At 70.6% G+C, this 24,681-nt stretch carries 23 protein-coding genes and 1 tRNA gene; 6 read left to right on the top strand and 18 right to left on the bottom strand.

Annotated elements, in window-relative coordinates:
* The first annotated feature begins 66 nt into the window (after positions 1 to 66).
* Complete coding sequence (locus MA875_RS10080) at positions 67 to 450, top strand: RNA polymerase-binding protein RbpA (RefSeq protein ID WP_248242168.1); 384 nt, start codon at positions 67 to 69, stop codon at positions 448 to 450.
* Here the strand turns inward: MA875_RS10080 and lnt are convergent, their stop codons facing one another.
* The 9 genes from lnt to MA875_RS10035 form a co-directional block, all read right to left on the bottom strand.
* Entirely contained in the window at positions 451 to 2,052 is a 1,602-nt protein-coding gene (gene lnt / locus MA875_RS10075; protein WP_248242167.1) for an apolipoprotein N-acyltransferase, read from the bottom strand.
* On the bottom strand, positions 2,049 to 4,523 hold the full coding sequence (locus MA875_RS10070) for a DEAD/DEAH box helicase (RefSeq protein WP_248242166.1): 2,475 nt from the start codon (positions 4,521 to 4,523) through the stop codon (positions 2,049 to 2,051). The genes lnt and MA875_RS10070 overlap by 4 nt, the downstream gene beginning before the upstream one ends.
* Before the next feature lie 22 nt (positions 4,524 to 4,545).
* Complete coding sequence (gene tatC, locus MA875_RS10065) at positions 4,546 to 5,304, bottom strand: twin-arginine translocase subunit TatC (protein WP_248242359.1); 759 nt, start codon at positions 5,302 to 5,304, stop codon at positions 4,546 to 4,548.
* A gap of 63 nt (positions 5,305 to 5,367) precedes the next feature.
* Positions 5,368 to 5,619, bottom strand: coding sequence for a twin-arginine translocase TatA/TatE family subunit (tatA, locus tag MA875_RS10060; RefSeq protein ID WP_248242165.1), 252 nt, complete (start codon positions 5,617 to 5,619; stop codon positions 5,368 to 5,370).
* 49 nt (positions 5,620 to 5,668) lie between these two features.
* Positions 5,669 to 6,667: a helix-turn-helix transcriptional regulator gene (locus MA875_RS10055; RefSeq protein WP_248242164.1), complete on the bottom strand. Its 999-nt coding sequence runs from the start codon at positions 6,665 to 6,667 to the stop codon at positions 5,669 to 5,671.
* Entirely contained in the window at positions 6,664 to 7,671 is a 1,008-nt protein-coding gene (locus MA875_RS10050) for a helix-turn-helix transcriptional regulator (protein WP_248242163.1), read from the bottom strand. The genes MA875_RS10055 and MA875_RS10050 overlap by 4 nt, the downstream gene beginning before the upstream one ends.
* Before the next feature lie 47 nt (positions 7,672 to 7,718).
* Positions 7,719 to 8,675 (bottom strand): FKBP-type peptidyl-prolyl cis-trans isomerase, encoded by a 957-nt coding sequence (locus MA875_RS10045; protein ID WP_248242162.1) that lies wholly within the window; start codon positions 8,673 to 8,675, stop codon positions 7,719 to 7,721.
* A gap of 9 nt (positions 8,676 to 8,684) precedes the next feature.
* Positions 8,685 to 9,674, bottom strand: coding sequence for a tRNA (adenine-N1)-methyltransferase (locus MA875_RS10040; RefSeq protein ID WP_248242161.1), 990 nt, complete (start codon positions 9,672 to 9,674; stop codon positions 8,685 to 8,687).
* On the bottom strand, positions 9,671 to 10,357 hold the full coding sequence (locus MA875_RS10035; protein ID WP_248242160.1) for an HAD family hydrolase: 687 nt from the start codon (positions 10,355 to 10,357) through the stop codon (positions 9,671 to 9,673). The genes MA875_RS10040 and MA875_RS10035 overlap by 4 nt, the downstream gene beginning before the upstream one ends.
* Before the next feature lie 86 nt (positions 10,358 to 10,443).
* Between MA875_RS10035 and MA875_RS10030 the strand changes: the two genes are divergently transcribed.
* Positions 10,444 to 11,310 (top strand): PAC2 family protein, encoded by an 867-nt coding sequence (locus MA875_RS10030; RefSeq protein ID WP_248242159.1) that lies wholly within the window; start codon positions 10,444 to 10,446, stop codon positions 11,308 to 11,310.
* 18 nt (positions 11,311 to 11,328) lie between these two features.
* Here MA875_RS10030 and MA875_RS10025 read toward each other — a convergent pair whose 3' ends face one another.
* Together MA875_RS10025 and MA875_RS10020 are read right to left on the bottom strand one after the other, a co-directional pair.
* Complete coding sequence (locus MA875_RS10025; RefSeq protein WP_248242158.1) at positions 11,329 to 12,159, bottom strand: undecaprenyl-diphosphate phosphatase; 831 nt, start codon at positions 12,157 to 12,159, stop codon at positions 11,329 to 11,331.
* 36 nt (positions 12,160 to 12,195) lie between these two features.
* Positions 12,196 to 13,497 (bottom strand): M20/M25/M40 family metallo-hydrolase, encoded by a 1,302-nt coding sequence (locus tag MA875_RS10020; RefSeq protein WP_248242157.1) that lies wholly within the window; start codon positions 13,495 to 13,497, stop codon positions 12,196 to 12,198.
* 128 nt (positions 13,498 to 13,625) lie between these two features.
* Here MA875_RS10020 and MA875_RS10015 point away from each other — a divergent pair.
* Positions 13,626 to 13,710: transfer RNA gene (locus MA875_RS10015), tRNA-Leu, on the top strand.
* Between the two features lie 47 nt (positions 13,711 to 13,757).
* Here the strand turns inward: MA875_RS10015 and MA875_RS10010 are convergent.
* Both MA875_RS10010 and MA875_RS10005 read right to left on the bottom strand, forming a co-directional pair.
* Complete coding sequence (locus MA875_RS10010) at positions 13,758 to 14,858, bottom strand: VIT1/CCC1 transporter family protein (protein WP_248242156.1); 1,101 nt, start codon at positions 14,856 to 14,858, stop codon at positions 13,758 to 13,760.
* 118 nt (positions 14,859 to 14,976) lie between these two features.
* A complete protein-coding gene (locus tag MA875_RS10005) occupies positions 14,977 to 16,785 on the bottom strand; it encodes a DEAD/DEAH box helicase (RefSeq protein ID WP_248242358.1) in 1,809 nt (602 codons plus the stop codon).
* A 131-nt stretch (positions 16,786 to 16,916) separates the two neighbouring features.
* Between MA875_RS10005 and MA875_RS10000 the strand changes: the two genes are divergently transcribed.
* Positions 16,917 to 17,744 (top strand): SGNH/GDSL hydrolase family protein, encoded by an 828-nt coding sequence (locus MA875_RS10000; RefSeq protein WP_248242155.1) that lies wholly within the window; start codon positions 16,917 to 16,919, stop codon positions 17,742 to 17,744.
* A 6-nt stretch (positions 17,745 to 17,750) separates the two neighbouring features.
* Here MA875_RS10000 and MA875_RS09995 read toward each other — a convergent pair whose 3' ends face one another.
* Positions 17,751 to 18,563: a TrmH family RNA methyltransferase gene (locus MA875_RS09995; RefSeq protein ID WP_248242154.1), complete on the bottom strand. Its 813-nt coding sequence runs from the start codon at positions 18,561 to 18,563 to the stop codon at positions 17,751 to 17,753.
* Between the two features lie 122 nt (positions 18,564 to 18,685).
* Between MA875_RS09995 and MA875_RS09990 the strand changes: the two genes are divergently transcribed.
* Together MA875_RS09990 and MA875_RS09985 are read left to right on the top strand one after the other, a co-directional pair.
* Positions 18,686 to 19,540 carry a Sir2 family NAD-dependent protein deacetylase gene (locus tag MA875_RS09990; protein WP_248242153.1) on the top strand — a complete coding sequence of 285 codons (855 nt, stop codon included), beginning with the start codon at positions 18,686 to 18,688 and terminating at the stop codon, positions 19,538 to 19,540.
* A 37-nt stretch (positions 19,541 to 19,577) separates the two neighbouring features.
* Positions 19,578 to 20,192 carry a histidine phosphatase family protein gene (locus MA875_RS09985; RefSeq protein ID WP_248242152.1) on the top strand — a complete coding sequence of 205 codons (615 nt, stop codon included), beginning with the start codon at positions 19,578 to 19,580 and terminating at the stop codon, positions 20,190 to 20,192.
* Here MA875_RS09985 and MA875_RS09980 read toward each other — a convergent pair.
* The 4 genes from MA875_RS09980 to MA875_RS09965 form a co-directional block, all read right to left on the bottom strand.
* Positions 20,182 to 20,991: an HpcH/HpaI aldolase/citrate lyase family protein gene (locus MA875_RS09980; RefSeq protein ID WP_248242151.1), complete on the bottom strand. Its 810-nt coding sequence runs from the start codon at positions 20,989 to 20,991 to the stop codon at positions 20,182 to 20,184. The two genes, MA875_RS09985 and MA875_RS09980, sit on opposite strands and share 11 nt — an antisense overlap.
* Before the next feature lie 2 nt (positions 20,992 to 20,993).
* Complete coding sequence (locus tag MA875_RS09975; protein WP_248242357.1) at positions 20,994 to 21,467, bottom strand: MaoC family dehydratase; 474 nt, start codon at positions 21,465 to 21,467, stop codon at positions 20,994 to 20,996.
* Positions 21,468 to 21,570: 103 nt separating this feature from the next.
* On the bottom strand, positions 21,571 to 22,737 hold the full coding sequence (locus MA875_RS09970; RefSeq protein ID WP_248242150.1) for an acyl-CoA dehydrogenase family protein: 1,167 nt from the start codon (positions 22,735 to 22,737) through the stop codon (positions 21,571 to 21,573).
* The gene (locus tag MA875_RS09965; protein WP_248242149.1) at positions 22,718 to 24,679 is read right to left on the bottom strand and encodes an acetyl/propionyl/methylcrotonyl-CoA carboxylase subunit alpha; all 1,962 of its coding nucleotides are present in this window, start codon (positions 24,677 to 24,679) and stop codon (positions 22,718 to 22,720) included. The genes MA875_RS09970 and MA875_RS09965 overlap by 20 nt, the downstream gene beginning before the upstream one ends.
* Positions 24,680 to 24,681 lie beyond the last annotated feature (2 nt).

Here is a 24,681-nt window from a genome sequence, read left to right as displayed (position 1 = left end):
CCAGGCCTTCGGATGATCCGCCCAGCCGAGGGCGTTATACCTGATCAGCGACGGAAGGACCACACAATGGCAGACCGCAGTCTTCGCGGCATCCGACTCGGCGCCCAGAGCCTACAGAGCGAAGAGGGCGTCGTGTTCCATGAACGCGTACAGCACATCTATTCCTGCACGTCCTGCGGACGTGACACCACGTTGACCTTCGCGGCCGACGCCGAGACTCCCCAGGCCTGGGAATGCCGCACCTGCGGCGCCGAGGCGCTGCTGCGGATCGGCGAGGGAACCGCGACCGTCGACCACAGCGACGAGAAGGCACCCCGCACGCACTGGGACATGCTCCTGGAGCGTCGCACGATCCCCGAGCTCGAAGAGCTGCTGGAGGAGCGTCTGGCCTTCGTCCGTGCGCGCCGCGGTGCCGCTGAGAACACCTCGAAGGGGAAGCTCAGCGCCTGATCAGGCAGGGACGTCTCTGTCGACGCCGGTCTCCTCGGAGGCCGGCGTCGTCGTCTGTCCGCGGCGCCCGCGCACACAAAGGGCGATCCCCACGGCGACCAGGCCCAGGAGGCTCCCCCATCCCAGGATCACCTGCACGGCAGGCCCGACGATGACCGCGGGCGTGAGACCGGTGCGCAGGGGGACCTCAGCGAGCATGTGGCCCGCCGTCCCCGCCGGGAGGCTCTCCAGCGTCGCACCGTCCGGGCCGATCACCTGGCTGGTCCCCACGGTGGAGAGGTTCACCACGGAGCGACCGGTTTCGATCGCCCTCATCCGTGCGAAAGCCAGCTGCTGCAGGTTCTCGTCGGTGTCGCGGAAGTCGGCATTGTTGGTCTGGAAGACGTAGAGCTCCGCCCCGTCGCGCGCCCCCTCCCAGATGACGGCGTCGTAGATGACGTCGAAGCAGATCGCCAGGCCGACGCCGACACCGTCGACATCGATGAAGGGCCGGTTCTCGCCGGGGGTGTACTCCCGCTGGATGAGCCCCACGAGGTCGGGCACGATGCGCTCGAAGAACCAGCGGTCGGGGACGTACTCCCCCATCGGCACCGGGTTGCGCTTGTCGTGAAACGCCACGGGGTTCTCCGCCCCCTCCTCCCACAGCATCGAGGTGTTGAAGGTCCGTTCCCCCCGGTCGGTGGCGGCGTTGACGAGGAGCGGCGCCCCGAACTCCGCGGCCAACGCGTCGAGGGCGGCAGCGGTGGTGGGATCCTGGAGCGGGTCGTAGTCGATCCCCCCCTCCGGCCAGACAAGGAGATCGAGGTCTTCGCCCGCGAGCGGGGCCGTCGCTTCGAGCTGCGCGTTGAGGATCGCGTACGGGGTGCGTTGGTCGAAGTAGGCCGAGGGCCCGTTGCCCTGCACCGCGCCGACTCGGAGTTCACCGGAAGGGGTGGTGGGGAAGGCGGGGACGGCCACCAGGAGCAGCGCGGCCACGGCAGCGGGCAGCGCGGTGCGGAGATCACGGACGCGACCGGCCCGCAGCCACTCGATGACGGCGGCCACCGCCGTCACCATCAGGAAGGTCAGCCCCGCCACGCCCGTCCACGACGCGATGTCGGCCAGCGGGCTCTCGGACTGACTCATGCCGATCCGCGCCCAGGGGAAGCCGGTGTACGGCCACGAGCCCATGAACAGTTCCCGCCCGGTCCAGAGCCCCCCGATGAGGACGGGCAGCGCGATGAGCCGGGTCGCCCGCGCGGGTGAGAGCGCGGGCAGCCAGCGGTAGGCGAGCACGATCGGCACGGCGCCCGCGGCCATGAGGATCGCCTCCAGGCCCGAGAGCGCCAGCCAGGGAATCGGGCCGAGGTAGCGGGTGATCCAGATGATGTGGATGAGGTAGAACGAGGCGCCGAAGACGAATCCGACCAGGAGCGCGCCGCCGATGCTCCGGCCGATGAGCGACACGAGGGCGAAAGCGACGCCGACGAACGCGAACGGCCACCACCCGACGTCGGGGAATGCGAGGTCGAGGGTCGGCCCCGCGACGGCGGCGGCGAGCACCGCGGCCCACAGCGGCAGGAGCGGGCGTCGCGACGCGCTCGCCGTCGAGTCGGTGCTCATACCGACGAGTGCGCGACGATGCCGCGCCGAACCGCATCCAGCGCCGAGCGCGCGGTCCGCCCCACGTCGCCGTCGGCGACGAGCGAGAGCTGGTCCAGCAGATCGATCGTCTGCTTCGCCCAGCGCACGAAGTCGCCGGCGGCCATATCGGCCTCGTCGAGCACGCGGTCGAGCATCCCGCCGCGCGCCCAGGTGTGCATCGCCAGCGCGAGTCCGCCGGACGGGGGCTCCGACCCCGGCAGATGATGCTCGCGCTCGAGGTCGTCGAGCCGCTGCCAGAGGGTCAGCGTCTCGGCGAACACGGGCCGGAACGCACCCCGGGGGAGGGCGTTCTCCCGGCCGTCCTCCCGCCGCGGCTCGAAGACGAGACAGCACGCCAGCGCGGCCAGCGATGCCGCATCCAGCCGGTCCCACAGGCGCAGACGCAGCGACTCCGCGACAAGCAGGTCCCGCTCGCCGTAGATCCGCCGCATGCGACGTCCCTCCGCCGTGAGGCGGGTGTCGCCCGCCTCGTCGACCTCGACGTAGTCCAGCGCGGTGAGCACGTCCACGACACGGTCGAAGACCCGGGCGACGGTGCCGGTGCGCCCCTCGATCTGTCGGCGCATCCGCTGCACCTCGCGATCGAGGCGGTGGTACCGCTCCCCCCACCGGGCATGGTGCTCGCGATCGGGGCAGGAGTGACAGGGATGCCGCTGCATGCGCTTGCGCAGGGAGGCGAGCTGTCGTTGGCGGCTCTCGCGGATGCCGCGCGGGGCCGTGGCATCCCTCCGATTGATCTTCTCCAGGTCGCTGAGCTCGCGTCGGATGCCCGCGTACTCCACGAAGTCGCCGCGATCGCAGGCCATCGCCGTCGCATATCCGGCCAGCGAGTCCTCGGCCTCCTTCACCTGCCGCGCGAGCCCCACGACCGACCGGTCGGCCTGGAACTGCGCGAACGACGACTCCAGCACCTCGCGGGCCCGGGGCCGGCCGAACTGGTCGATGAGGTTGACGGCCATGTTGTAGGTGGGGCGGAAGCTGGAGTTCAGCGGATAGGTCCGCCGCGACGCCAGTGCGGCGACCTGCTGAGGGTCCATCTGCTCGGTCCACTGGATGACCGCGTGACCCTCCACGTCGATGCCCCGCCGCCCGGCACGACCGGTCAGCTGCGTGTACTCCCCCGCCGTGATCGCCACGCGCGCCTCGCCGTTGAACTTCTCCAGCTTCTCGAGTACGACGGTGCGGGCGGGCATGTTGATCCCGAGGGCCAGGGTCTCGGTGGCGAAGACCGCCTTGACGAGCTTCCGCTGGAACAGCTCCTCGACGACCTCTTTGAAGGCGGGAAGGAGGCCGGCGTGGTGGGCTGCCACGCCCCGCTCGAGGTTCTCGCGCCACTCCCAGAACCCGAGGACCGCCAGATCCTCGTCGCCAAGGGTGCGGGTGCGCTCCTCGACCACCTCGCGGATGGTGTCCCGCTCTTCGCGAGTGGTCAGACGCAGCCCTGCGCGGCGCACCTGCTGCACCGCCGCGTCGCAGCCGGCGCGGCTGAAGATGAAGAAGATCGCCGGCAGCAGGTTGCTCCGCTCCAGAAGTCGCACCACATCGGGGCGATCGATCCGCTCGATGGTGCGGATGTTCGAGGGCCGAACCGGTCGCACCCCGCCCCGCGGTGGCCGACGCCGGCCCGGGTCGCTGCGGACCTGCTGGGCGCGGCGGTTGTTCTCGAAGCTCGCGCCCTTGAACGAGCGCAGCCGCATCAGCTCCTGATTCACCTGCGCGGTCGCGACCCCGGCTCGATCGTCGAAGAGCGGCAGGAGGTCGCCGCGGACGAGGACGTGCTGCTCGAGGGGAACGGGCCGGGTCTCGGAGACGATGACTTCGGTGTCGCCACGCACCGTGTCGAGCCAGTCGCCGAACTCCTCGGCGTTGGAGACCGTCGCCGAGAGGGAGACCAGCCGGACACTCCGCGGGAGGTGGATGATGACCTCCTCCCAGACCGCGCCCCGGAAGCGGTCGGCGAGGTAGTGCACCTCGTCCATGACGACGTAGCGCAGGCTCCGCAGCGCCGGGGAGTCGGCGTAGAGCATGTTGCGGAGCACCTCGGTGGTCATCACCACCACCCGGGCGTTGCCGTTGATGTTCGTGTCGCCGGTGAGGAGGCCGACCTCGTCGGGACCGTACTCGGCGACGAGCTCGCGGTACTTCTGGTTCGACAGCGCCTTCATCGGCGTGGTGTAGAACGCCTTGTCGTCGGGTTCGCGCATCGCGAGATGGATCGCGAACTCGCCGACGATCGTCTTTCCGGCGCCGGTGGGGGCTGCGACGAGGACGCTGCGCCCCTCCTCCAGGGCTCGGCAGCTCTCGATCTGGAACGGGTCGAGCTCGAAAGGCCGCGACGCGGCGAAGGACGTGGTGATTGGGTGCCCGCGCTGCTCGCGCGAGGCCGCGGCCGCGCGGGCGTACCGCTCGGCCGGCGACGGCTGCGTCATCGGCCGGCCCCGGGCGGTGTCATCAGGCGGCCCCGGGCGGAAGAAGCGCGGCGTCGCGACGGGAGCGACGGCGGTCGAAGAGGAGGGACAGCCCCGCGGCGGCGAAGAAGAGGACGACGAGGATGCCCGCCAGCAGCAGCATGCTGACCACGTCGGCGGCGGGGGTCGCCAGCGCGGCGAAGATCGTCGCGACGAGCACCGCGACGCGCCAGCCCTTCAGGATCGCACGTCCGCTCATGACGCCCGCGAGGTTCAGCGCCACGAGGAAGACCGGGAGGACGAAGGAGATGCCCACGATGATGAGGAGCTTGAAGACGAAGTCGTAATAGTAGGTCGCGTCGAAGAACGATGCCGCCCCCTCGGGCACGAAGGTCGCCATCAGCTCGACGATGTGCGGCATGATCAGCAGGCCGACGTAGGTTCCGGCGAAGAACAGCGGAACGGCGGCGGCGACGAAGCCGATGGTGTAACGGACTTCCTTGCGCGTGAGCCCGGGCATGATGAACGCCCAGATCTGCCACAGCCAGATCGGTGCGGAGATCAGAAGTCCGATCGCGAAGGACATCCGGAGACGGAGATCGAAGGCGGAGGTCACCGTGGTGAACATCAGCTCGACTGCCGCTTCCTCCCCCCGGGACTCGGCGACCTGCTGGATCGGGAGGGTGATGAGACGGATGACCGGGTCGGTGATGAAGAAGGCCACCACCATCCCGACGATGAGGGCGAGAACCGCGATCATGAGCCGCTTGCGCAACTCCAAGATGTGCGCGCCGAGCGACATGCGGCGGTCGCGCCGGGGTTCGCTGTCGTCGATGCGTGCGCGTTCGGCCGTGGCCACGGCCGATCAGGTCGTTTCGGACGACCTGCCCGGAGACGCGTCGCGCGACGCGGCGGGCGGCGTGGTGGACGAGGCCGTCGACGACGTGGTGTCGCCCGAAGGGGCATCCTCTTCCTTCATCGCCTTCATCTCGCCCTTGAAGACGCGGGCGGACTGACCGACGCTCTTGGCGAGGGCCGGGAGCTTGGCCGCCCCGAACAGCAGGAGGATGACCAGGAGCACGACGAGGAAGTGCCAGCCGGTGAGGTTTTGGAACACGATGGGCTCCGTCGCTAGGGGTCAGGAATCCCAGTCTAACCCGCGGTCTCTACGAACCGGCCGGTGCCTCATCGGCGCGTTCGGTGTACTGAGCGAGTCCCGCGCGGGCCCATTCGGCGGCAGCACGGCGGGCCCCGTCGGGTGAGACGATCTCGACGAGGCCGCCGCGACGGGCCGCGAGGCGGCGCAGTGTGGTCTCGTCCGCGACGCGCAGAGTGGCGACCGCGTCGTCTCCGTCGCGCACGACGCTCGCGCGATCGAGGTAGTCGCCCAGCAGCGGCGCCAGCGAGGCGCGGTAGCGCACGTCGACGATGACCTCTCCCCCGCCGTCCGACGGATCGAACCAGCCGGGCGCGGCGTCTTCGCTGTGGGTGCTGGGGATCTCGGTGACCCGCAGATCGCTGACGCGGTCGAGGTGGAACGTGCGCATCGCCTGGCGCAGGTGGCACCACCCCTGCAGATACCACTGGCCGTCGGCGATGTGGACCTTGACGGGGTCCACCGTGCGTGCGGTGGGCTCGGCTTCCGGCGCCTTGTAGGTGAAGGTGACGGCGACGCGCTCGCGCAGCGCGATCGCGACGGCTTCGCGCACATCGTCCACCGGGCTCGGTGCGACGATGACATCGGCGGGCTTGGCCGACGCGCCCTGGGAGAGTTTGGCGAGCAGGCCGCTGTAGATCGCGCTGTCACCGACCCCCGGGATGGTGCGCGCCAGCTGGAGCCCCGCGAGAAGGGCAGCGACCTCGCGGGCGGTCAGTCGTGGAGACCGTTCGAGGCCGACCGAGTGGGTGATGGCGATGAGGTCCTGCGTGTCCAGAAGGTCCCAGTCGATGTCGAACAGGTCGTTGGCCATCTGCCAGTACCCGCGCTCACCGGGAAGACCGATGACCGTGAGCTTCTGCACCATCTCGCGCATCTCGTCAGGCGTGACCTCGAACTCCCTCGCCGCCTCGGCGATCGACACCTCGCCCTTGCTGATGAGGTACGGCACGAGCTGCAGGATGAGGGCGGCCCGATCGGTGGCGACCAGGGGACGTCGCGCGCTCACGACGAGCCCCCCGACGCGCCGTCGTGACGGGCGAGGGCCGCGCGGAGCCGGGTGATGACGAGGGCGCGAAGCGTCTCGGGGGCGACCACCCGCACCTCGGGCCCGTAGGAGGCCAGTTCGTCGGCGAACACGTGCGCGTCGACGTAGGGCACGTGGATGCCCTGGTCGGCCGCGCGGCCACGACGCGCCAGACGCAGCGCCGCCTCGGTTCCGGGGTCCACCTCGAGATGGGCGAGTTGACGTTCGGCGAGATCCTCGAGCTCGGAGAGCGCCCGCTCCCCCGCACCGTCGCGCAGCGCCGGGTCGAAGGTGTCACGGGTGACGGAGACGTTGCCGACGATGCGGCTGAGCAGGAACGTGCGATCGGCGTCGAGATTGAGGTCGTGACCGAAGACGTGCCAGCGGGCCTCGTACTCGATGAGGGCCAGGGGCCGGATCCGTCGCAGACGCTCGCTGTCGTCGCCCGGACGCAGGTAGGGGAAGGTGACGACACGGCTCTGCTCGACGGCGCGCTGGAGCACGGGGAAGGAGGGCTCGCGGGCGCTGATGCGCGGCGAGTATCCGATGATCGGTTCGTCGACGTCGATCCCGAGAGCGCGGATCTTGCGCAGACCGCTCCGCGCCTCGGCCGACAGGGATCCCTCGCTCCACACCTCGCCCGCCAGGTTCAGCAGCGCCAGCTCGGCGGGGGTGAAGACGATGTCCTCGGGCAGCGCGTACTCCGACTTCGGCACGCGGTAGCGCGCGTCGCGCAGATCGTCGGGATCGGCGAAGTCGCCGATGGTCTCGATCGGGACGCCGAGACCCCGCAGATTCTCCTTGTCGCGTTCGAACATCTTCTCCAGCGCATCCTTGGATGCACCGGACTCGGTGTGCTCGCGATAACCCGAAACGGACCGGAGGATGGTGTCCTTCGTCAGTCCCTGCTCGGTGGCCATGAGGGCGACCACGAGGTTCACCAGGCGCTCCTCCGGCGGATTCTTCGTAGGGGTGTTCGCCGGCACCCCCTCATCCTAGGCCGGGGAGGGCGATGGTCCGGAAGACGTGTCGGTCAGGAGACCTCGTCCAGGCCCAGGATGTCGACGACGAAGACCAGCGTCGCTCCGCCGGGGATGCTGCCCTGCCCTTCGTCCCCGTAGCCCTGGTCCGGCGGCACGACGATCATCACCTGAGACCCGACCGTCTGGCCCTCCAGGCCCGCGGCGAAGCCGGGGACGACCGCCTCGAGGTCGAACGAGACGGGAGCCTCACCCCAGGACGAGTCGAACACCGTCTTGTCGTCCCAGAGCACACCCGTGTACGCCACGCGCACCGGGACGTCGCCGGTCACCTCGGGCCCGTCGCCGCGGATGAGCGTCTCGACGACGAGGTCGCGGGGCGGGGCGGCGTCGGGAACGATCACGCCGGGCGTGCCGTCGGCGGCGCGCACGACGGAGGGGAGGTTGAAGCCGGCGTTGAACTGCAGCGCGCCTGCGGCCCGGGGAAGATACGCCTTGCGGACGTCGATGACGGCCACGGCCGACTCGTCCTCGGCCAGGCCGATGCTGGCCGCCGCCTCCGGCAGGATGTCGCCGGGCGCGAGGCCGACGACCACGCGCGACCCCTCCGTCGCGCACTCCAGCGCGCCCTCCAGGGCCGGGATGGGGGTGTACCACTGTGACATCGGCGCCACGCGGGCGATGTCGTCGTCGTACGGGGTCTGGATGAGCACTTCGCCGGTCTCGCCGCTGACGATCGTGACATCCAGCAGGGCAGCCTGCTCGGTGGTGGTCAGCGCCGTTCCGTCGCCGGCCTCGAGGTCGGTGTGGGAGGTGGAGCGGACCTGGAAGGGCGTGTACAGCTCCACGTCGGGGGCGCTTCCCACGCCGCCGTCGACGGTGACGAGGTCGTCGAGAGAAGATCCGGAGGACGCGGGTCGGTCGCATCCCGCGGCCGGGGCGGTGGTGCACCCGACCAGGGTCAGTGCGGACAGGCCGACGACGGCGAGCAGAGCGGGGAGTTTTCGCACCCGGCTAGTTTAGGCGGATCCCTGGGCGCCCCCTGTGCGGGCATCGGCCGCACGCTGTGCCTCGCGGACGCGTTTGCGCAGATTCTTGTCGGTGATCTCCCGGTCGCCCACCGCGCCCGGCGTCCACAGCTCGACGTCTTCGTCGCCGTAGCTCGACTTCGACGCGCGACGCTTGCGCTCGGGGAGGATGGCGCCCGGTGCGAGGCGGCGGGCGGTGAGGAGGAAGCCGGTGTGCGCGACCATCCGATGATCGGGACGCACGGCGAGCCCTTCGACATGCCAGCCGCGCACCATCGTCTCGTTGGCCTCGGGGTCGGTGAACAGGCCCGTGCCGCGGATGTACTCCGCGACGCGGCTCAGCTGGGTGGCGGTGGCGACGTAGCAGATGACGACGCCGCCGGGGACGAGCGCGTCGGCGACCGCGTCGATGCAGTCCCAGGGCGCGAGCATGTCGAGGACGACGCGGTCCACGGTGCCGTCCGCCAGGTTCTGTGGAAGCTCGTCGACGAGGTCGCCGACGACCACGCGCCACGTGGACGGCTCCTCACCGAGGAAGGTGGCGACGTTCGCGCGCGCGACCTCGGCGAAATCCTCGCGTCGTTCGAAGGAGACCAGGCGCCCTTCCGGCCCGATCGCGCGCAGGAGCCACAGCGCCAGCGCGCCCGAGCCGACGCCGGCTTCGACGACGGTCGCACCGGGGAAGATGTCGGCGTCGGCGACGATCTGCGCGGCGTCCTTCGGGTAAACGATGGCCGCACCCCGGGGCATGGACATGACGAAGTCGCGCAGCAACGGCCGCAGGGCGAGGTATTCGTGCCCGCCGCTGCCGACGACCACGGATCCGTCGGGGATGCCGATGATGTCGCGGTGGGCGAGGACGCCGTGGTGGGTGTGCAGCTCTCCGTCCTCGCGGAGGGTGACGGTGTGCAGACGCCCTTTGGGGCCCGTCAGCTGCACCCGCTCCCCGACGCGGAACGGTCCGCTCCACCGGCCGCTCATGCGCGAGACCCCTCACGGGCGATGCGGGAGGCGTGGAACTGCTCCAGATCCGACGTGGTGCGTCCCTCCAGACTGTCCCAGGTGGTGTGCGCGCCGGCACCGGCGAGCGAGACCATCAGCGGCACGCCGATCACCGAGGCCCCGGATGCGACGGCCGAGCGCAGCCCGTTGGGGGAATCCTCGATCGCGACGGTCTGGCTCGGAGCGACGCCGAGAAGCTCGCAGGCCTGGAGGTACGGGTCGGGGAAGGGCTTGGGCCGGGTCGCGTCGTCGCCGGCGATGACGACGTCGAACGCGTCGAAGTCGATGAGGTCGACCACGGTGGTCGCCATCCGACGCATCGACATGGTGACCAGCGCGGTCTTGATGCCGCTCTGCTTGAGGTCGTGGAGCAGTTCTCGCGCGCCGGGACGGAAGGGCACACCCGTGACGGCCAGCTGTCGCATCACCTCGTCGGTGAGGTGATCGATGATCTCGCGGATTCCCATCCGCACACCGGCCTCCTGGAAGATGCGGGCCGAATCCTCCAGCCCCAGCCCCACGAGACTCAGCGCCTGCTCATGCGACCACGTCCCGCCGAATCGTTCGACGAGCGGGGTCTCGGCCGCCATCCAGTAGGGCTCGGTGTCGACCAGTGTGCCGTCCATGTCCCAGAGGACCGCGGCGAGGGAGGGGGAATGCACCGGTCAAGGCTACCCGGCGCCCCCGCGCGCGCCGCACGGCGCCTATCCTGGGTAGCAACCCGCGCCGGCGGGCCGAGGGAGGTCCTGTGGAGGGTCTGGGACGCAGGGTGATCGTCGCGGCGTTCGACGGCTGGAACGACGCGGGAGAGGCCGCGTCGTCGGCGCTGGCGCAGATCCGCGGCGCCGACGGTTACGAACCCGTCTTCTCCGTCGACCCCGAGCTGTACTTCGACTACCAGTACACCCGACCTCAGGTCTCGATCGACGGCGAGGGGCGGCGGAAGCTCTCCTGGCCCGACACGGTTCTGCTTCGTCCGACCCGGCGCACCCGCGGCACGCAGCTGTGGCTCCTCACGGGGGTCGAACCGGCACGGGCGTGGCAGGCGTTCGCCTCGGAGATCATCGACGCCGCCCTCCGAGAGGACATCTCAGGATTCATCGCGCTCGGCTCGATGATGTCGGATGTCCCGCACACGCGTCCGATCTCGGTCTTCGCCGGCAGCGACAATGAGACGCTCCGCCAGAGCCTCGACCTGGAGAAGAGCACGTACGAGGGACCGGTGGGAATCCTCAGCGTCCTGGCTCACGCCGCCGAGACCGCCGGTATCCCGACGGCGAGCCTGTGGGCGAGTGTCCCCCACTACGTTGCGGGGCACACGCCCTCGCCGAAGGCGACTCTGGCGCTCCTGGACCGGCTGGAGGATCTCACCGGCGCCGAGGTCCCGAGAGGCGACCTGTCCACCGAGGCTGCGGCGTGGGAGGCGTCGATCGATGCGGCGGCGGCGGACGACGAGGAGATGACCGAGTACATCCGGCAGCTCGAGCGCACGCGCGACACATGGGACTCGCCGGAAGCCTCCGGCGACGCCATCGCGCAGGAGTTCGAGCGGTACCTGCGTCGTCGAGGCGACGGACCGACCAAGCCCGGACGGGATGATCCGCGTCGGTCGTGAGCCACGGAGCGTCGGAGGTCAGTAGGGCTGCAGCACGCCCACCGACAGCAGCACGATGAGCACGACGCCCAGCACCACGCGATAGACGACGAAGGGCAGGAAGCTGCCCCGCTTGAGGTAGCGCATCAGGAAGGCGATGACCGCGAGCCCCACGGCGAAGGCCACGATCGTCGCGACCGCCGTGTCGAGCTGGCTGTAGGGGCCGCCGGGCTCCTCGAAGCTCTGCAGGAGCTCGTAGAAGCCGCTGCCGAACACCGCGGGCACGGCGAGGAGGAACGCGTACTCCGCCGCAGCGGGGCGGGTGTACCCGAGGGCGAGCCCGAGCGTGGTGGTTGCCCCGGAGCGCGACACCCCCGGCACGAGGGCGAGTGCCTGGGCGAAGCCGAGGGCGAGGCCGTGCGAATAGGTCAGATCCGACAGCTCCCGCCGCCGCGCGCCCCAGCGATCGGCGGCTCCGAGCAGGAGACCGAAGACGATGAGCACGATCGCCACGAGCCACAGGTTGCGGAAGGTGTCGCGGATGACATCCTGCAGCAGGAAGCCGAGGACGCCGATCGGGATGGTTCCGAGGATGATCAGCCAGCCCATCCGGGCATCGGGGTCGTTGCGGGGTACCCGCCCCGCGAGGGACTGCGCCCATCGGGAGATGATCCGCACGATGGTCTTCCAGAAATAGAGCAGGACCGCCGCCTCGGTGCCGATCTGGGTGATGGCGGTGAAGGTCGCCCCCGGGTCCTCTGCGGAAGGCAGGAACTCCCCCACGATGCGCAGGTGCGCGCTGGAGGAGACCGGGAGGAATTCGGTGAGGCCTTGGACGATGCCGAGGAAGATCGCCTCGATGAGCTGCATGTGCGCCTTTCGGTGTGCGGGGAGGGAGCCGGCGGATCAGCAGGTGCGCAGGAGATCGGTGAGCACCCGCTGCCCGAACTCCAGCGCCGCGATCGGCACGCGCTCGTCGACGCCGTGGAACATCCCGGTGAAATCCAGGTCGGCGGGAAGGCGCAGCGGAGCGAATCCGTAGCCGGCGATCCCGAGCGCCGCGAGAGCCTTGTTGTCGGTGCCGCCGCCCATGAGGTACGGGATGACGGGGGTGCCCGGATCATGCTGGCCGAGGGCCCGCACCATCGCGTCGACGAGGTCGCCCGAGAACGGCACCTCGAGACCGATGTCGCGGTGGACGATCTCCACCTCGACGTCGTCGCCGATGATCCGGCGGATGTCGGCGATGGCCGCGTCCTCGGTGCCCGGAAGCACCCGGACGTCGATGAGCGCCTCGGCACGATCGGGGATCACGTTGTGCTTGTACCCGGCGGTCAGCCCCGTGGGATTGGTCGTCGTCCGCAGCGTCGCGCGAAGGAATCCCGCGGCCGGCCCCGCGTGACCGGCGAGCTCGTCGGGGTCGGCGCCCGCGCGACCGGAGAGCTCTCCGAGGGCGGCGACCAGCTGCGTCGTCGTGTCGGTCAGCGTCACCGGCCAGGCCGTCCGGCCGAGGGCCGCCACCGCCTCCGCGAGGCGCGTGACGGCGTTGTCGGGATGGAAGCTGCTGCCGTGGGCCGCGCGTCCGCGCGCCACCAGCCGGATCCAGACGAGTGCCTTCTCCCCCACCTGCAGCAGGTAGGCGCGACGGTCGTCGACGCTGATGGAGTATCCGCCGACCTCGCTGATCGCCTCGGTCGCACCGGCGAACCACTCGGGGCGGTCGCGCACCACGAGCTGCGAGCCTTCAATGCCGCCGTTCTCCTCGTCGGCGAAGAACACCAGGACGAGGTCACGCTCTGGTCGCTCTCCCGCGCGGAGCAGGTCGGCGACCGAGGCAAGGATCATCGCGTCCATGTCCTTCATGTCCACCGCTCCCCGTCCCCAGAGCATGCCGTCGCGCACCTCGCCGGCGAAGGGATCCACGCTCCAGTCCTCCGCCACCGCCGGGACGACGTCGAGGTGTCCGTGCAGCACGAGGGCCGGTCGATCGGGGTTTCGACCCGGCACCCGGGCCATCACGTTGGTGCGCCGGTCGATGGGTTCGTAGTACTCGGGCTCCAGGCCCAGCGACTCCAGGAATGCCCCGACGTACTCCGCCGCCTCGCGCTCGCCGCGGGATCGGCCGCCGCCGAAGTTGGTGGTGTCGAACCGGATGAGGTCTCGGGCGAGGCGGGCGACTTCGGGGAGATCGGATCCGGGCGTCGGCATGCGGACTAACCTACCCGTCCGCGGTGTCGGCGAATCGCGCGCGTCGTGGACGCCGCCCCACCCCTGCGCACGAGCGACCCCGTGAACGTGGTAATGTCGATCCTCGGTTGCACGACCGAAACACCCATGCGCGGGTGGCGGAATAGGTAGACGCGCTAGCTTGAGGTGCTAGTGCCCGTATAGGGCGTGGGGGTTCAAGTCCCCCCTCGCGCACAGAGAGAAAAACCCCCGGTCATCCGGGGGTTTTTCTTTGCCTGCGGTCAGCCCACCGCGACACCGAAGATCAGACCGAGCACGTAGGTGACGGCCGCGGCGGCGTAGCCGATGGCGAGCTGGCGCAGCGCGCGGCGCAGCGGCGGGCCGCCCGAGAGCAGGCCGACCATGGCGCCGGTCGCGAGGAGCGCGACGCCCACGAGGACCAGTGCGGTGACCATGGCCGCCGTCCCCGCGAGCCCGAACAGCCAGGGGAGAAGGGGGATGACAGCGCCCGAGGCGAAGAACAGGAAGCTCGACAGCGCGGCACCCCAGTCGCGACCGACCACGTCGTGCGCGTCGGAGAGCTCGTCGGCCAGCCGATAGGGAACACTCCGGTCGGCGTCACGGGCCGCGCCGACGACCGCTCGCGCCCGCGCCTCGGCGTCGGCCTCCGACATCCCTCGGGTGCGGTAGACCAGCGCCAGCTCATTGGCATCGAGGTCGAGGTCGGGAAGGACGTGGTCGGCGTCGTTGTTCGGCTCGGTCGCCGCGAGGAGCTCACGCTGCGACCGCACCGAGACGAACTCCCCCGCGCCCATCGACAGGGCACCGGCCAGCAGGCCCGCCACCCCGCTGAAGAGGACGAAGGACGGGGCGACGCCGGTGGCTCCGATTCCCATGACGAGGGCCATGTTGGACACCAGCCCGTCGTTGGCCCCGAACACCGCCGCCCGGAACGAGCCCGACAGCCGTCGACGCCCCCGCGCGGCAAGTCCGCGGACGACCTCCTGGTGGATGCGTTCGTCGGCGGCCATCGTGGCCGAGGCGAACGGTTCGGCGTCATAGGGCGATCGGGCCTCCGCGCGCTGCGCGAGCGCGAGGACGAAGATCGAGCCGAAGCGCCGAGCCAGGAGAGCGAGCACACGGGTGCGCACGTCCGGGCGGGGCAGTCGCTCGGGCTCGCCGCCGAGCATCTCGAGCCAATGCGCCTCGTGCCGCCCCTCCGCCTCGGCCAGCGCGAGGAGGATGGCACGCTCCTCCCCCTCGCGACGGGCGGCCAGCTCGCGATAGACCCGGGCCTCTGCGCGCTCGTCGACGAGGTACTGAGCCCACCGTCGACGGTCCCGGGCGGCGGGATGCGGGGTGGGGGCAGGATCGCTGGGCACGCGGGATCGACCTCTTCTCAGGCGCGAGGGAACGGCTCCACGCTAGTCATCGGCCTTGCTCCGATCGCTGTCGGAACGGCGATTGCCAGCATTTCGGAACGCCGAACGATCGCGGCCATCAGGACCGGACCCGCGCCCGCAGCACGTCGATCCGGGCCTGCAGCTGAGCTACGGTCGCGTGGGAGACGGCGGGTCCGCCGCAGATCCGCCGCAGCTCGGCGTGCACGGCCCCGTGCGGCTCGCCGCTCTGTCGTGCATACAGCCCCACCAGGCTGTTCAGGAGCTGCCGCTGCTCCTTCAGGGTGCGGTGCAGCGGCGCCGGCGGGGCCGGTGTCACAGGCTCGGACCCTGTGGCCGCGGCCGCCTCACGGACCTTCCGGTGCCGGCTCTGCCGCGCCTGACGCTGCAGCAGGAGCTCGTGGACGTGCTCGGGTTCGAGAAGGCCCGGAAGCCCCAGGAACTCCTCCTCCTCCGGCGTTCCGGGCACGGCGAGCTGACCGAATTCCCGGCCGTCGAACATGACGCGGTCGAAGTGGGCGGCCGACCCGAGCGCCTGGAAGGTGAACTCCTGCGTGAGCGCATCCGAGGCCTTCTCGTCCCGCTCGGCGGCATCCATGAGATCTTCTTCGGCGTTCCACTCGTCGTCACCGTCGCTGTCGCGATCGAGGGCGTGATCGCGCTGACGCTCCAGCTCGTGGGCGAGCGCCAGCAGCTGCGGCACGTTCGGGAGGAACACACTCGCGGTCTCGCCGCGCCGCCGAGCCCGCACGAAACGCCCGATCGCCTGGGCGAAGAACAGCGGTGTGGACGCGGAGGTGGCGTAGACGCCCACGGCCAGTCGAGGAACGTCGACGCCTTCGGACACCATCCGCACCGCGACCATCCACCGTGACGTCCCGGCCGAGAACGCCTCGATCCGCGACGACGCCTCCGCCTCGTCCGAGAGCACGACCGTGGGTCGCTCACCGCTGATCCCCTCCAGGATCGCGGCGTAGGCCCGTGCGGCGGTCTGATCGGTCGCGATCACGAGACCCCCGGCATCGTGCACCTGTTCGCGCACTTCGCTGAGCCGGCGATCGGCCGACCGCAGGACCGCGGGGATCCAGTCCCCCTCGGGGTCGAGCGCGGTGCGCCACGCCTGTGAGGTGATGTCCTTGGTGTTGTCCTGTCCGAGCTGGGCCTCCATCTCATCGCCGGTCTTGGTCCGCCACCGCATCTGGCCGGCGTAGACGAGGAAGATCACCGGACGGACGACCCCGTCCTCCAACGCGCGGCGATAGCCGTAGGCGTAGTCGGTCCGGGAGATCCTGATGCCCTTGTCGTTGGGGTGGTACTCCACGAAGGGAATGGGCGCCGTGTCGCTGCGGAAAGGGGTCCCCGACAGCAGCAGCCGGCGGCTGGCCCGACCGTAGGCCTCTCGGAGCGCATCGCCCCAGCTCAGAGCGTCACCCCCGTGGTGGACCTCGTCGAGGATGACGAGGGTGCGCGCCGAGTCGGTCAGATGCTGATGCACCGAGGGCTTCACCGCGACCTGCGCGTACGTCACGGCAACCCCGTGGTACTGCCGGGACGGTGCGACGAACCGGTTGCTGAAGGCCGGATCCAGGCGGAGCGAGACTCGTCCCGCCGCGTCGGCCCACTGCGACTTCAGGTGCTCGGTAGGGGCCACGACGACCACGCGGTCGACGACATGGCGCCGAAGCAGCTCGGTCGCCAGTCGCAGCGCGAAGGTCGTCTTGCCCGCGCCGGGGGTGGCCGCTGCAAGGAAGTCGCGCGGTCCCGCGCCCGGGCCGTCGGGGCCGTCGAGAGAGAAGTAGAGGTCCAGCGCCTCGGCCTGCCAGGCGCGCAGCCGCTGCGCGGTTCCCCATGGCGCCCGCTGCGGCCAGGTCGGCGACAGATGCTCGGCGGCGAAGCTGCCGAGATGGATGTCGGTCTCGCCGGCGGTGTCGGTCAGAGCGGCCTCGTCCACAGCTCCCCCTTCCCGAACACGACGAGTCACCACGATAGACGACGCCTCGGACGCTACCCTCGACACAAGCCACGAGCCGAGGAAGCGCCATGTCGACTACCCCCGACCACCCGAGCCCCTACGCCGCGAACCACGAATTGCACCCCTGGCGACGGTTCGTCGCTCTCGGCGACTCGTTCACCGAGGGCATCGGCGACCCCGAGCCCGGATCGCCGGGCGGGCACCGTGGCTGGGCCGACCGGGTGGCAGAGGTGCTCTCGCGTCAGGTACCTGATTTCTCCTACGCCAACCTCGCGATCCGCGGGCGGCTGATCCGTCAGATCGTCGACGAGCAGGTCGAACCGGCCCTCGAGCTCAAGCCCGATCTCGTCACCTTCTCCGCCGGCGGCAACGACGTGATCCGTCCGGGCTCGGACCCGGACGTGGTGGCCGACATCTTCCACGACGCCGTCGTGCGCCTGTCCACCTCCGGCGCCACGCTGGTGGTCTTCACCGGCATCGACACGAACTTCACCCCGGTGTTCCGCGGGATCCGTGGCAAGGTCGCCATCTACAACGAGAACATCCGAGCGATCGCCGAGCAGTACGACTGCATCGTCGCCGACCAGTGGGCCCTCAAGGAAGTGCAGGACATGCGCTTCTTCGACGACGATCGCCTCCACTACAACTCCCTCGGGCATCACGAGGTGGCCCGGATGGTGCTGCGCACCCTCGCCGTGCCCAACGACCTGCAGCCCATGGCCCCCGATCCCCTGCCGGTGCGCACCTGGCGTCAGGCACGCTCGAACGACCTCGTCTGGGCCCGCGAATACCTCGTGCCCTGGGTGCTCCGGCGACTGCGGCATCAGTCTTCGGGCGATAAGGTCGCGCCCAAGCGCCCCGAGCCGCTGCCGATCATCCGGTCGAGCGAGGACTGACCGGGCTCAGCGTCCGCCGCGCGCGAGTGCCCACAGCGCGACCGCGCTGGCCGCAGCCACGTTCAGCGAGTCGACACCGCCGGACATCGGGATGGTGACCACCGTGTGGGCATCGGTCAGACTCCCCAGCGACAGTCCGTGACCCTCGCCACCCAGGAGCAGAGCGACCCGTTCCGGCCGCCGGTCGGCGAAGTCGCCCAACTCGACGGCATCATCGTCCAGAGCGAGGGCGGCGACGTGGAATCCCGCCTCGGCGAGCTCGACCGCGCTGGAGCGGGGATCGACCAGGCGGGTCCACGGGACCTGGAACACCGTCCCCATCGAGACCCGGACGCTGCGGCGATAGAGCGGATCCGCGCAGCGGGGCGAGACCAGGACGGCATCGGCGCCGAGCCCTGCGGCATTGCGGAACACGGCCCCGACGTTGGTGTGGTCGACGATGTCCTCCAGAACCACGACGGTGCGTGCGCCCGACACGGTCTCGGCCACGCTGCGCAGCGCGGGCCGATGCATCGCCGCGAGCGCACCCCGGTGCACGGCGTAGCCGGTGAGCCGCTCCGCGACGCCGACCGGAACGACGAACACCTCGACGTCGGGCGTCCGGGTCAGGAGGGGTGCGACGTCATCGATCCATTTCGACTGCACCAGCACCGACCGCGGTCGATGCCCGGCGGCCAGGGCTCGAGCGATCACCTTCGCCGACTCCGCGATGTACAGCCCCTCGTCCGGCTCGAGCACGCGACGCAGCGCCACGTCGGTGAGGTCGCGGTAGTCGGCCAGTCGGGGGTCGTCCGGGTCGTCGATCTCGTGAAGCCGCATCCGACCACTCTCCCACCCGGCCCTGCGTAACATGAGCGAAAAGCGCCGGGCCTAGACTCGGCGATCCGCACGCGGCGTGACTCTGCGATGCAGGCGGCGTTGACTCGGCGAAGGGGGTGCCCGTGACCGTCACGACCGATCTGGGTGCGCAGACGCCGGCCGTCGCCGAGGCGTTGGAGGTGCTGCGGGGCCGGCGGCTCGCCATCCTCACCGGCGCCGGTGTGTCGACCGACTCGGGCATCCCCGACTACCGCGGCGAGGGTGCTCCGGTGCGCACGCCCATGACGGCGCAGGAGTTCCTGGGCGACGCGGCCGCCCGTCGCCGCTACTGGGTCGGTTCGCATCTGGGGTGGCAGGCGTTCGCCGCGGCGAGCCCGAATGCCGGTCACGGCGCGATCGCCGACCTCGAGCACCGCGGCATCGCCGCCGGCGTGATCACCCAGAACGTCGATGGTCTCCACGTGCGCGCGGGCAGCCGCCGGGTCGTCGAACTGCACGGCACGATGCGCCGGGTCTTCTGCACCCACTGCGGTCAGGTGTTCGACCGTCGCGACCTCGCCGTCCGGGTCGAACGCGACAACCCTTGGCTGAAGGTCCCCGACGCCGTCCCCCTCGGTCCGGACGGCGACGTCGTGCCCTCGGCCACCGACGGGTTCATCCTCCCCGACTGCACGGTGTGCGGCGGGATGCTCAAGCCCGACGTGGTGTTCTTCGGCGAGTACGTCCCTGCGGAGAAGTTCCGCGAGGCGGAGCAGATCGTCCGCGGTGCCGACGCGCTCGTGATCGCCGGCTCATCGCTCGTCGTCAACTCCGGCATCCGCCTGCTGGAGCGTGCGCGACGGCGGAAGCTCCCTGTCGTCATCGTCAATCGCGGCCAGACACGCGGCGACGCGCGCGCCACGGTGAAGATCGATGCCGGAACCTCACCGGTCCTGCGATTCCTCGCCGACAATCTCCCGACGCCCACCGGCCGCTGAGAGCGAATCGTCAGCCGGGCCCGGATACGCTCGAGCGGTGTGTTCCCTGATCCTCATCCGCCACGGCGAAACCGACTGGAACCGGGTCGGACGCATTCAGGGACTCACCGACATCCCGCTCAACGATGCCGGTCGGGAGCAGGCGCGACGCGCAGCCGAGGAGCTGCGCAGTGAGCTCGCGATCAGCCCGTCGGATGCTGCGGATGCCGCCGTCATCGTCTCCAGCGACCTGCAGCGGGCCGCCGAGACCGCCGACATCATCGCCGGCGCGCTCGGGCTCGACGCGCCGCGCCGATACCCGGAACTGCGCGAGCGCGCCTACGGCGACGCCGAAGGCCTCCTCACCGCGGAGTTCCAGCGGCGGTGGGGCCCGTGGCACGTCGCCGACGTGCCGGGAGCCGAGACGCGCGCCGACCTCCGCCGGCGAGCGCTGGCCGCGCTCGCCCGTGCCCAGCACGATGCCGCGCCCATGGGCACCACCCTGCCCCTCATCGTTGTCGCGCACGGCGCACTGATCCGCGAGGTGATCGGACACGCCACCGACGACAGGCTCCCCGAGCCGGGAGTGCGACTGCCCAACGGCTCGCTCCACCGCTTCGAGGTCGAGACCGGCAGGCTCCGACTCGTCCTCCCGGTCGAGATCACCCGCTGAGGTCTGCGCGGTCCCTCACCGAGCGGGCATGACGGAGCACGGGCTCATCGATCATGCGTCCCTCGTGGGTGAACACCCCGGGTCGGTCCTCCGCCGCCGCGAGGACGCTCCGGGCCCACGCGATCGTCGCCTCGTCGGGACGGTACGCCTGTCGGATCACCGGCACCTGAGAGGGGTGGATGCACGCGGTCGCCGCGAACCCCGAGGCCGCCGCGTCCGCCGCCTCGCGCCGAAGACCCTTCACGTCTCCGATGTCGAGGTGCACCGCGTCGATGGCGTCCTTGCCCTGCGCCCCCGCCGCCAGCAGCACGCGCGCCCGCGCGTATCGGGCGATGTCACGGTAGCGACCGTTGGGCTTGCGGCTGGACGTGCCGCCGAGGCTCGCGACCAAGTCCTCCGCTCCCCACATCAGGCCCGTCACCTGATCGTGGGCGGCGAGCTTGTCGGCAGCGGCGACGCCACGGGCGGTCTCGCACAGCGCGATGATCGAGAATCGCCGATCGACCGCGCGGAGGGCTTTGGCGCTCTCTGCCTTGGCGATCATCACGGTGCGATAGTCGGTCTGCGACAGCGTCGCCATATCCGCGGCGAAGGCCTCGGTTCCGATCGGGTTGACCCGCACGATGACGCGGGACGGATCGAGGTCGGAATCGATGACGGCGCCGCGGGCGGCGGTCTTGCGGTCGGGACCGACCGCATCCTCGAGATCCAGGATGACGGCATCGGCGCGCTCGAGAGCCTTGGCGAACCGCTCGGGACGGTCGGCCGGGCAGAACAGCAGGGCCGGAGCGGGGAGCATCCTCACTCCTCCGCCGCCGGAGCCGGGACCGCCGCCTGCCGCGCGGGGTCGGCGTCCTCGCACCACATCAGCGCGACCCGTGTGGCCGTGGCGACCACCACCCCGTCCTGATTGCGCCCGATGTGGCGCATGGTGACGACGCCCTGCCCCGGGCGGGAGGCCGAGCGACGCGCATCCAGGATCTCCGTCTCCGTGTACAGCGTGTCACCGTGGCGCAGCGGAGCCGGGAAGCTGATGTCGCTCATACCCAACTGCGCGACGAGGGTTCCGAGCGTCAGCTGCGACACCGACGCTCCGACCATCGTCGACAGGGTCCACATCGAGTTGACCAGCCGTTCGCCGAACGGGCTGCCCCCAGCCCAGGCCGCATCCAGGTGAAGCGGCTGGGTGTTCATCGTCAGTGCCGAGAACAGCACGTTGTCGGTCTCCGTCGCCGTGCGTCCGGGCCGGTGCAGAAAGCGGGCACCGATCTCCATCTGGTCGAAGTACAGTCCGCGCTGGACGACCGGCGGCGCCGAGGCTTCGCCCGCAGCGTCGGTCGTGGTGTCGTTCGTCGTGTGGTTCACCGTGCCGCTCACGCTACCCGCCCAGACCCAGCGCCCGCGAGATGACCAGCAGCTGCACCTCGGTCGTGCCCTCGCCCACCTCGAGGATCTTCGAGTCGCGATAGTGGCGCGCCACCGGGTACTCGTTCATGAAGCCGTTGCCGCCGAAGATCTGCGTGGCGTCGCGGGCATTGTCCATCGCCGCGTCGCTCGCGGTGATCTTCGCGATGGCCGCCGCGGTCTTGAACGGCTTCCCGGCGTCGCGCAGTCGCGCCGCGTGCAGCCAGGCGAGGCGGGCGTTGTGGACCCGCGCCTGCATCCGCGCGAGCATGAACTGGATCCCCTGGCGACTCGACAGCGGCGCGGCGAACACCGTGCGCGTCGAGGCGTACTCCACGGCCGCTTCCAGGCACCCTTCCGCGGCGCCGGTGGAGAGCGCGGCGATGGCGATGCGCCCCTCGTCGAGGATGTGCAGGAAGTTCGCGAAGCCCCGCCCTTCCTCGCCGAGGAGATGCGAGACGGGGACACGCACGTCGGTGAAGCTGAGCGGGTGCGTGTCCGACGCACGCCAGCCGACCTTGTCGTATCCGGGCTCGACGGTGAAGCCCGGCGTGCCGTTCGGGACGATGATCGTGGAGATCTGCTTGCGCCCCCCGCTCTCGCCCGTGACCGCGGTGACGGTGACGAAGCGGGTGATGTCGGTTCCGGAGTTGGTGATGAACTGCTTCGATCCGTTGATCACCCACTCCTCCCCGTCACGGCGCGCCGTCGTGCGCGTGGCACCGGCGTCCGAGCCCGCCTCTGGCTCGGTCAGCCCGAATCCGGCGAGGGCGCGGCCGGCGAGGAGGTCGGGGAGGTACTCCGCACGCTGGGCGTCGGTGCCGAAGCGGTGGATCGGCATGGCCCCGAGGCTCACGCCTGCTTCCAGCGTGATCGCGATCGACTGGTCGACACGCGCGAGCGCCTCGATCGCGAGGCACAGGGCGACGTAATCCCCTCCCTGCCCCCCGACCTCCTCGGGGAAGGGAAGCCCGAACAGCCCCATCTCCCCCATCCGGGCCACCACGTCCAGCGGCAGCGTGTGCGTGCGGTCGGCCTCGTACGAGACCGGGGCCACCACCTCGTCGGCGAACTCGCGCACCAGCTGCGCCAGTTCGAGCTCGGTCTCCTCGAGCGCGTAGTCACTGAGTGGAATGGTCATCCTGGTCCTCCTCGACCTCCGCGACGATCTGGTCGCGGTTCACCTGGTCGCCGATCGCGACGTGAATGCGGACCACGCCGTCGTGGGGCGCGGTCGCGATGTGCTCCATCTTCATCGCCTCGATGCTGACGAGCCGGTCGCCCGCGGCGACTCGGGTGCCGTCCGCGACGTGCACGGCGACCACCGTCCCGGTCATCGGGGCGCGCACCTGGGGAGCTGCGGCGGAGACGTGCCGGGATCGTGCGGCCAGGCGGTGCGTCATCGCCTCGCGGCGATCCACCGGCGTCAACCGATGCACGATGCCGTTCCGCCAGGTCCACACGGCTCCATCCCGTGCGCACACGGCGACGACATCGCTCCCGGGCGTCGCGTCGGTGAGTGGTGCGGAGACGACGCCGACGCCGTCCACGAGGAACGACACGGTCTCGCGCGCCGGCGGCCGGCCGGCACGCCACCCGCGGAGGCTCCGCCACACGAGCCCCGCCCCGCGATCGTCTCCGGGAACAGACTCTGCGCGCATCCCGCCGCTCACCGCCGCCGCGGCGATGAGGTCGACCTCCTCCGGAGGCGAGGGCTCGAGTCCCGGCATCCGATCGATGATGCCGGTGTCGAGATCGCCCGCCCTCACATCCTCTCGGGCGAGGAGCGTCCGAAGGAACGCCACGTTCGTCTCGACGCCGGCGATCACGGTGTCGGCCAGTGCCGCGTCGAGAGCCTGCAGCGCCGCAGACCGGTCGGCGGCGTGGGCGATCACCTTCGCGATCATCGGGTCGTAGTCGGCGGTCACGACCGAACCGACCTCGATGGCCGCGTCGGTGCGGACGCCCGGAGCGGGCCGCCACGCCAGGATCTCCCCCACCGACGGCACGAACCCGCGTTCGGGGCTCTCGGCGTAGACGCGCGCCTCGACGGCGTGCCCGCTGAGGCGCACCTCGTGCTGCGCGACCGAGAGAGCACGTCCGGCGGCGATGCGCAGCTGCTCGGCGACGAGGTCGATGCCGGTGACCTCCTCGGTGACGGGGTGCTCGACCTGCAGGCGGGTGTTCATCTCGATGAAGAAGAACTCGTCGGGGCGGGCCGCGGCGACGAGGAACTCGACGGTCCCGGCACCCCGGTAGTCCACGCTCGCCGCGGCGGCGCAGGCGGCCTGACCCAGCCGCTCCCGTGTGGCCGCGTCCACGGCCGGGGACGGGGCTTCCTCGATGACCTTCTGGTGGCGGCGCTGAAGCGTGCATTCACGCTCGCCCAGGTGCACCACGGTGCCGTGGTCGTCGGCGAGCACCTGCACTTCGATGTGCCGGGGGTTCTCCACAAGGCGCTCCAGCAGCAGCGTGTCATCGCCGAACGCCGCGCGCGCCACCCGCCGGGCGCTGTCGACCGCCGCGGGCAGGTCCTCGGGGGTGCGCACGATCTGCATGCCTTTGCCGCCGCCGCCGGCCGACGGTTTCACCAGGAGCGGGAACCCGGTGTCCTGAGCGGCACGGGCGATCTCGGCGGCATCCATCCCCGCCGCGGAGAATCCCGGGACGGTGGGAACGCCGAAGCCGGCGACGTGCTCCTTCGCGCGGATCTTGTCGCCCATGATCTCCAGGGCCCGCTCGCCGGGTCCGATGAAGACGATGCCCGCGTCGGCGCAGGCTCGCGCGAAGGCGACGTTCTCGGAGAGAAATCCGTAGCCCGGGTGGATCGCCTCGGCACCGGTCTGCCGGGCGGCGCCGATGACGGCGTCGATGTCGAGGTAGGACGCCGACGCGGCCGCCGGACCGATCCGGACGGCGGCGTCGGCTTCGCGCACATGGGGCGCCTGGGCATCGGCGTCGCTGTAGACGGCGACGGCGCGGATCCCGAGGGCACGGAGCGTGCGGATGACGCGGCGCGCGATCTCACCGCGGTTGGCCACCAGGACGGTGCCGAAGACGGGGGCGGGGTGGTCGAGGGTCATGC

Origin of the sequence: Microbacterium kunmingense, from assembly GCF_023155745.1 — a bacterium.
GTDB classification, from domain to species: domain Bacteria; phylum Actinomycetota; class Actinomycetes; order Actinomycetales; family Microbacteriaceae; genus Microbacterium; species Microbacterium kunmingense.
This window is presented reverse-complemented; position numbering and strand designations above follow the sequence as displayed.

Bases quoted from the DNA above. Each gene is read 5' to 3' on its own strand.
- MA875_RS10080 (WP_248242168.1), top strand. From the start codon at position 67: ATGGCAGACCGCAGTCTTCGCGGCATCCGACTCGGCGCCCAGAGCCTA.
- lnt (WP_248242167.1), bottom strand. From the start codon at position 2,052: ATGAGCACCGACTCGACGGCGAGCGCGTCGCGACGCCCGCTCCTGCCG.
- MA875_RS10070 (WP_248242166.1), bottom strand. From the start codon at position 4,523: ATGACGCAGCCGTCGCCGGCCGAGCGGTACGCCCGCGCGGCCGCGGCC.
- tatC (WP_248242359.1), bottom strand. From the start codon at position 5,304: ATGTCGCTCGGCGCGCACATCTTGGAGTTGCGCAAGCGGCTCATGATC.
- MA875_RS10040 (WP_248242161.1), bottom strand. From the start codon at position 9,674: ATGAGCGGCCGGTGGAGCGGACCGTTCCGCGTCGGGGAGCGGGTGCAG.
- MA875_RS10025 (WP_248242158.1), bottom strand. From the start codon at position 12,159: ATGCAGCTCATCGAGGCGATCTTCCTCGGCATCGTCCAAGGCCTCACC.
- MA875_RS10020 (WP_248242157.1), bottom strand. From the start codon at position 13,497: ATGCCGACGCCCGGATCCGATCTCCCCGAAGTCGCCCGCCTCGCCCGA.
- MA875_RS10000 (WP_248242155.1), top strand. From the start codon at position 16,917: ATGTCGACTACCCCCGACCACCCGAGCCCCTACGCCGCGAACCACGAA.
- MA875_RS09995 (WP_248242154.1), bottom strand. From the start codon at position 18,563: ATGCGGCTTCACGAGATCGACGACCCGGACGACCCCCGACTGGCCGAC.
- MA875_RS09980 (WP_248242151.1), bottom strand. From the start codon at position 20,991: ATGCTCCCCGCTCCGGCCCTGCTGTTCTGCCCGGCCGACCGTCCCGAG.
- MA875_RS09975 (WP_248242357.1), bottom strand. From the start codon at position 21,467: ATGGAGATCGGTGCCCGCTTTCTGCACCGGCCCGGACGCACGGCGACG.
- MA875_RS09970 (WP_248242150.1), bottom strand. From the start codon at position 22,737: ATGACCATTCCACTCAGTGACTACGCGCTCGAGGAGACCGAGCTCGAA.
- MA875_RS09965 (WP_248242149.1), bottom strand. From the start codon at position 24,679: ATGACCCTCGACCACCCCGCCCCCGTCTTCGGCACCGTCCTGGTGGCC.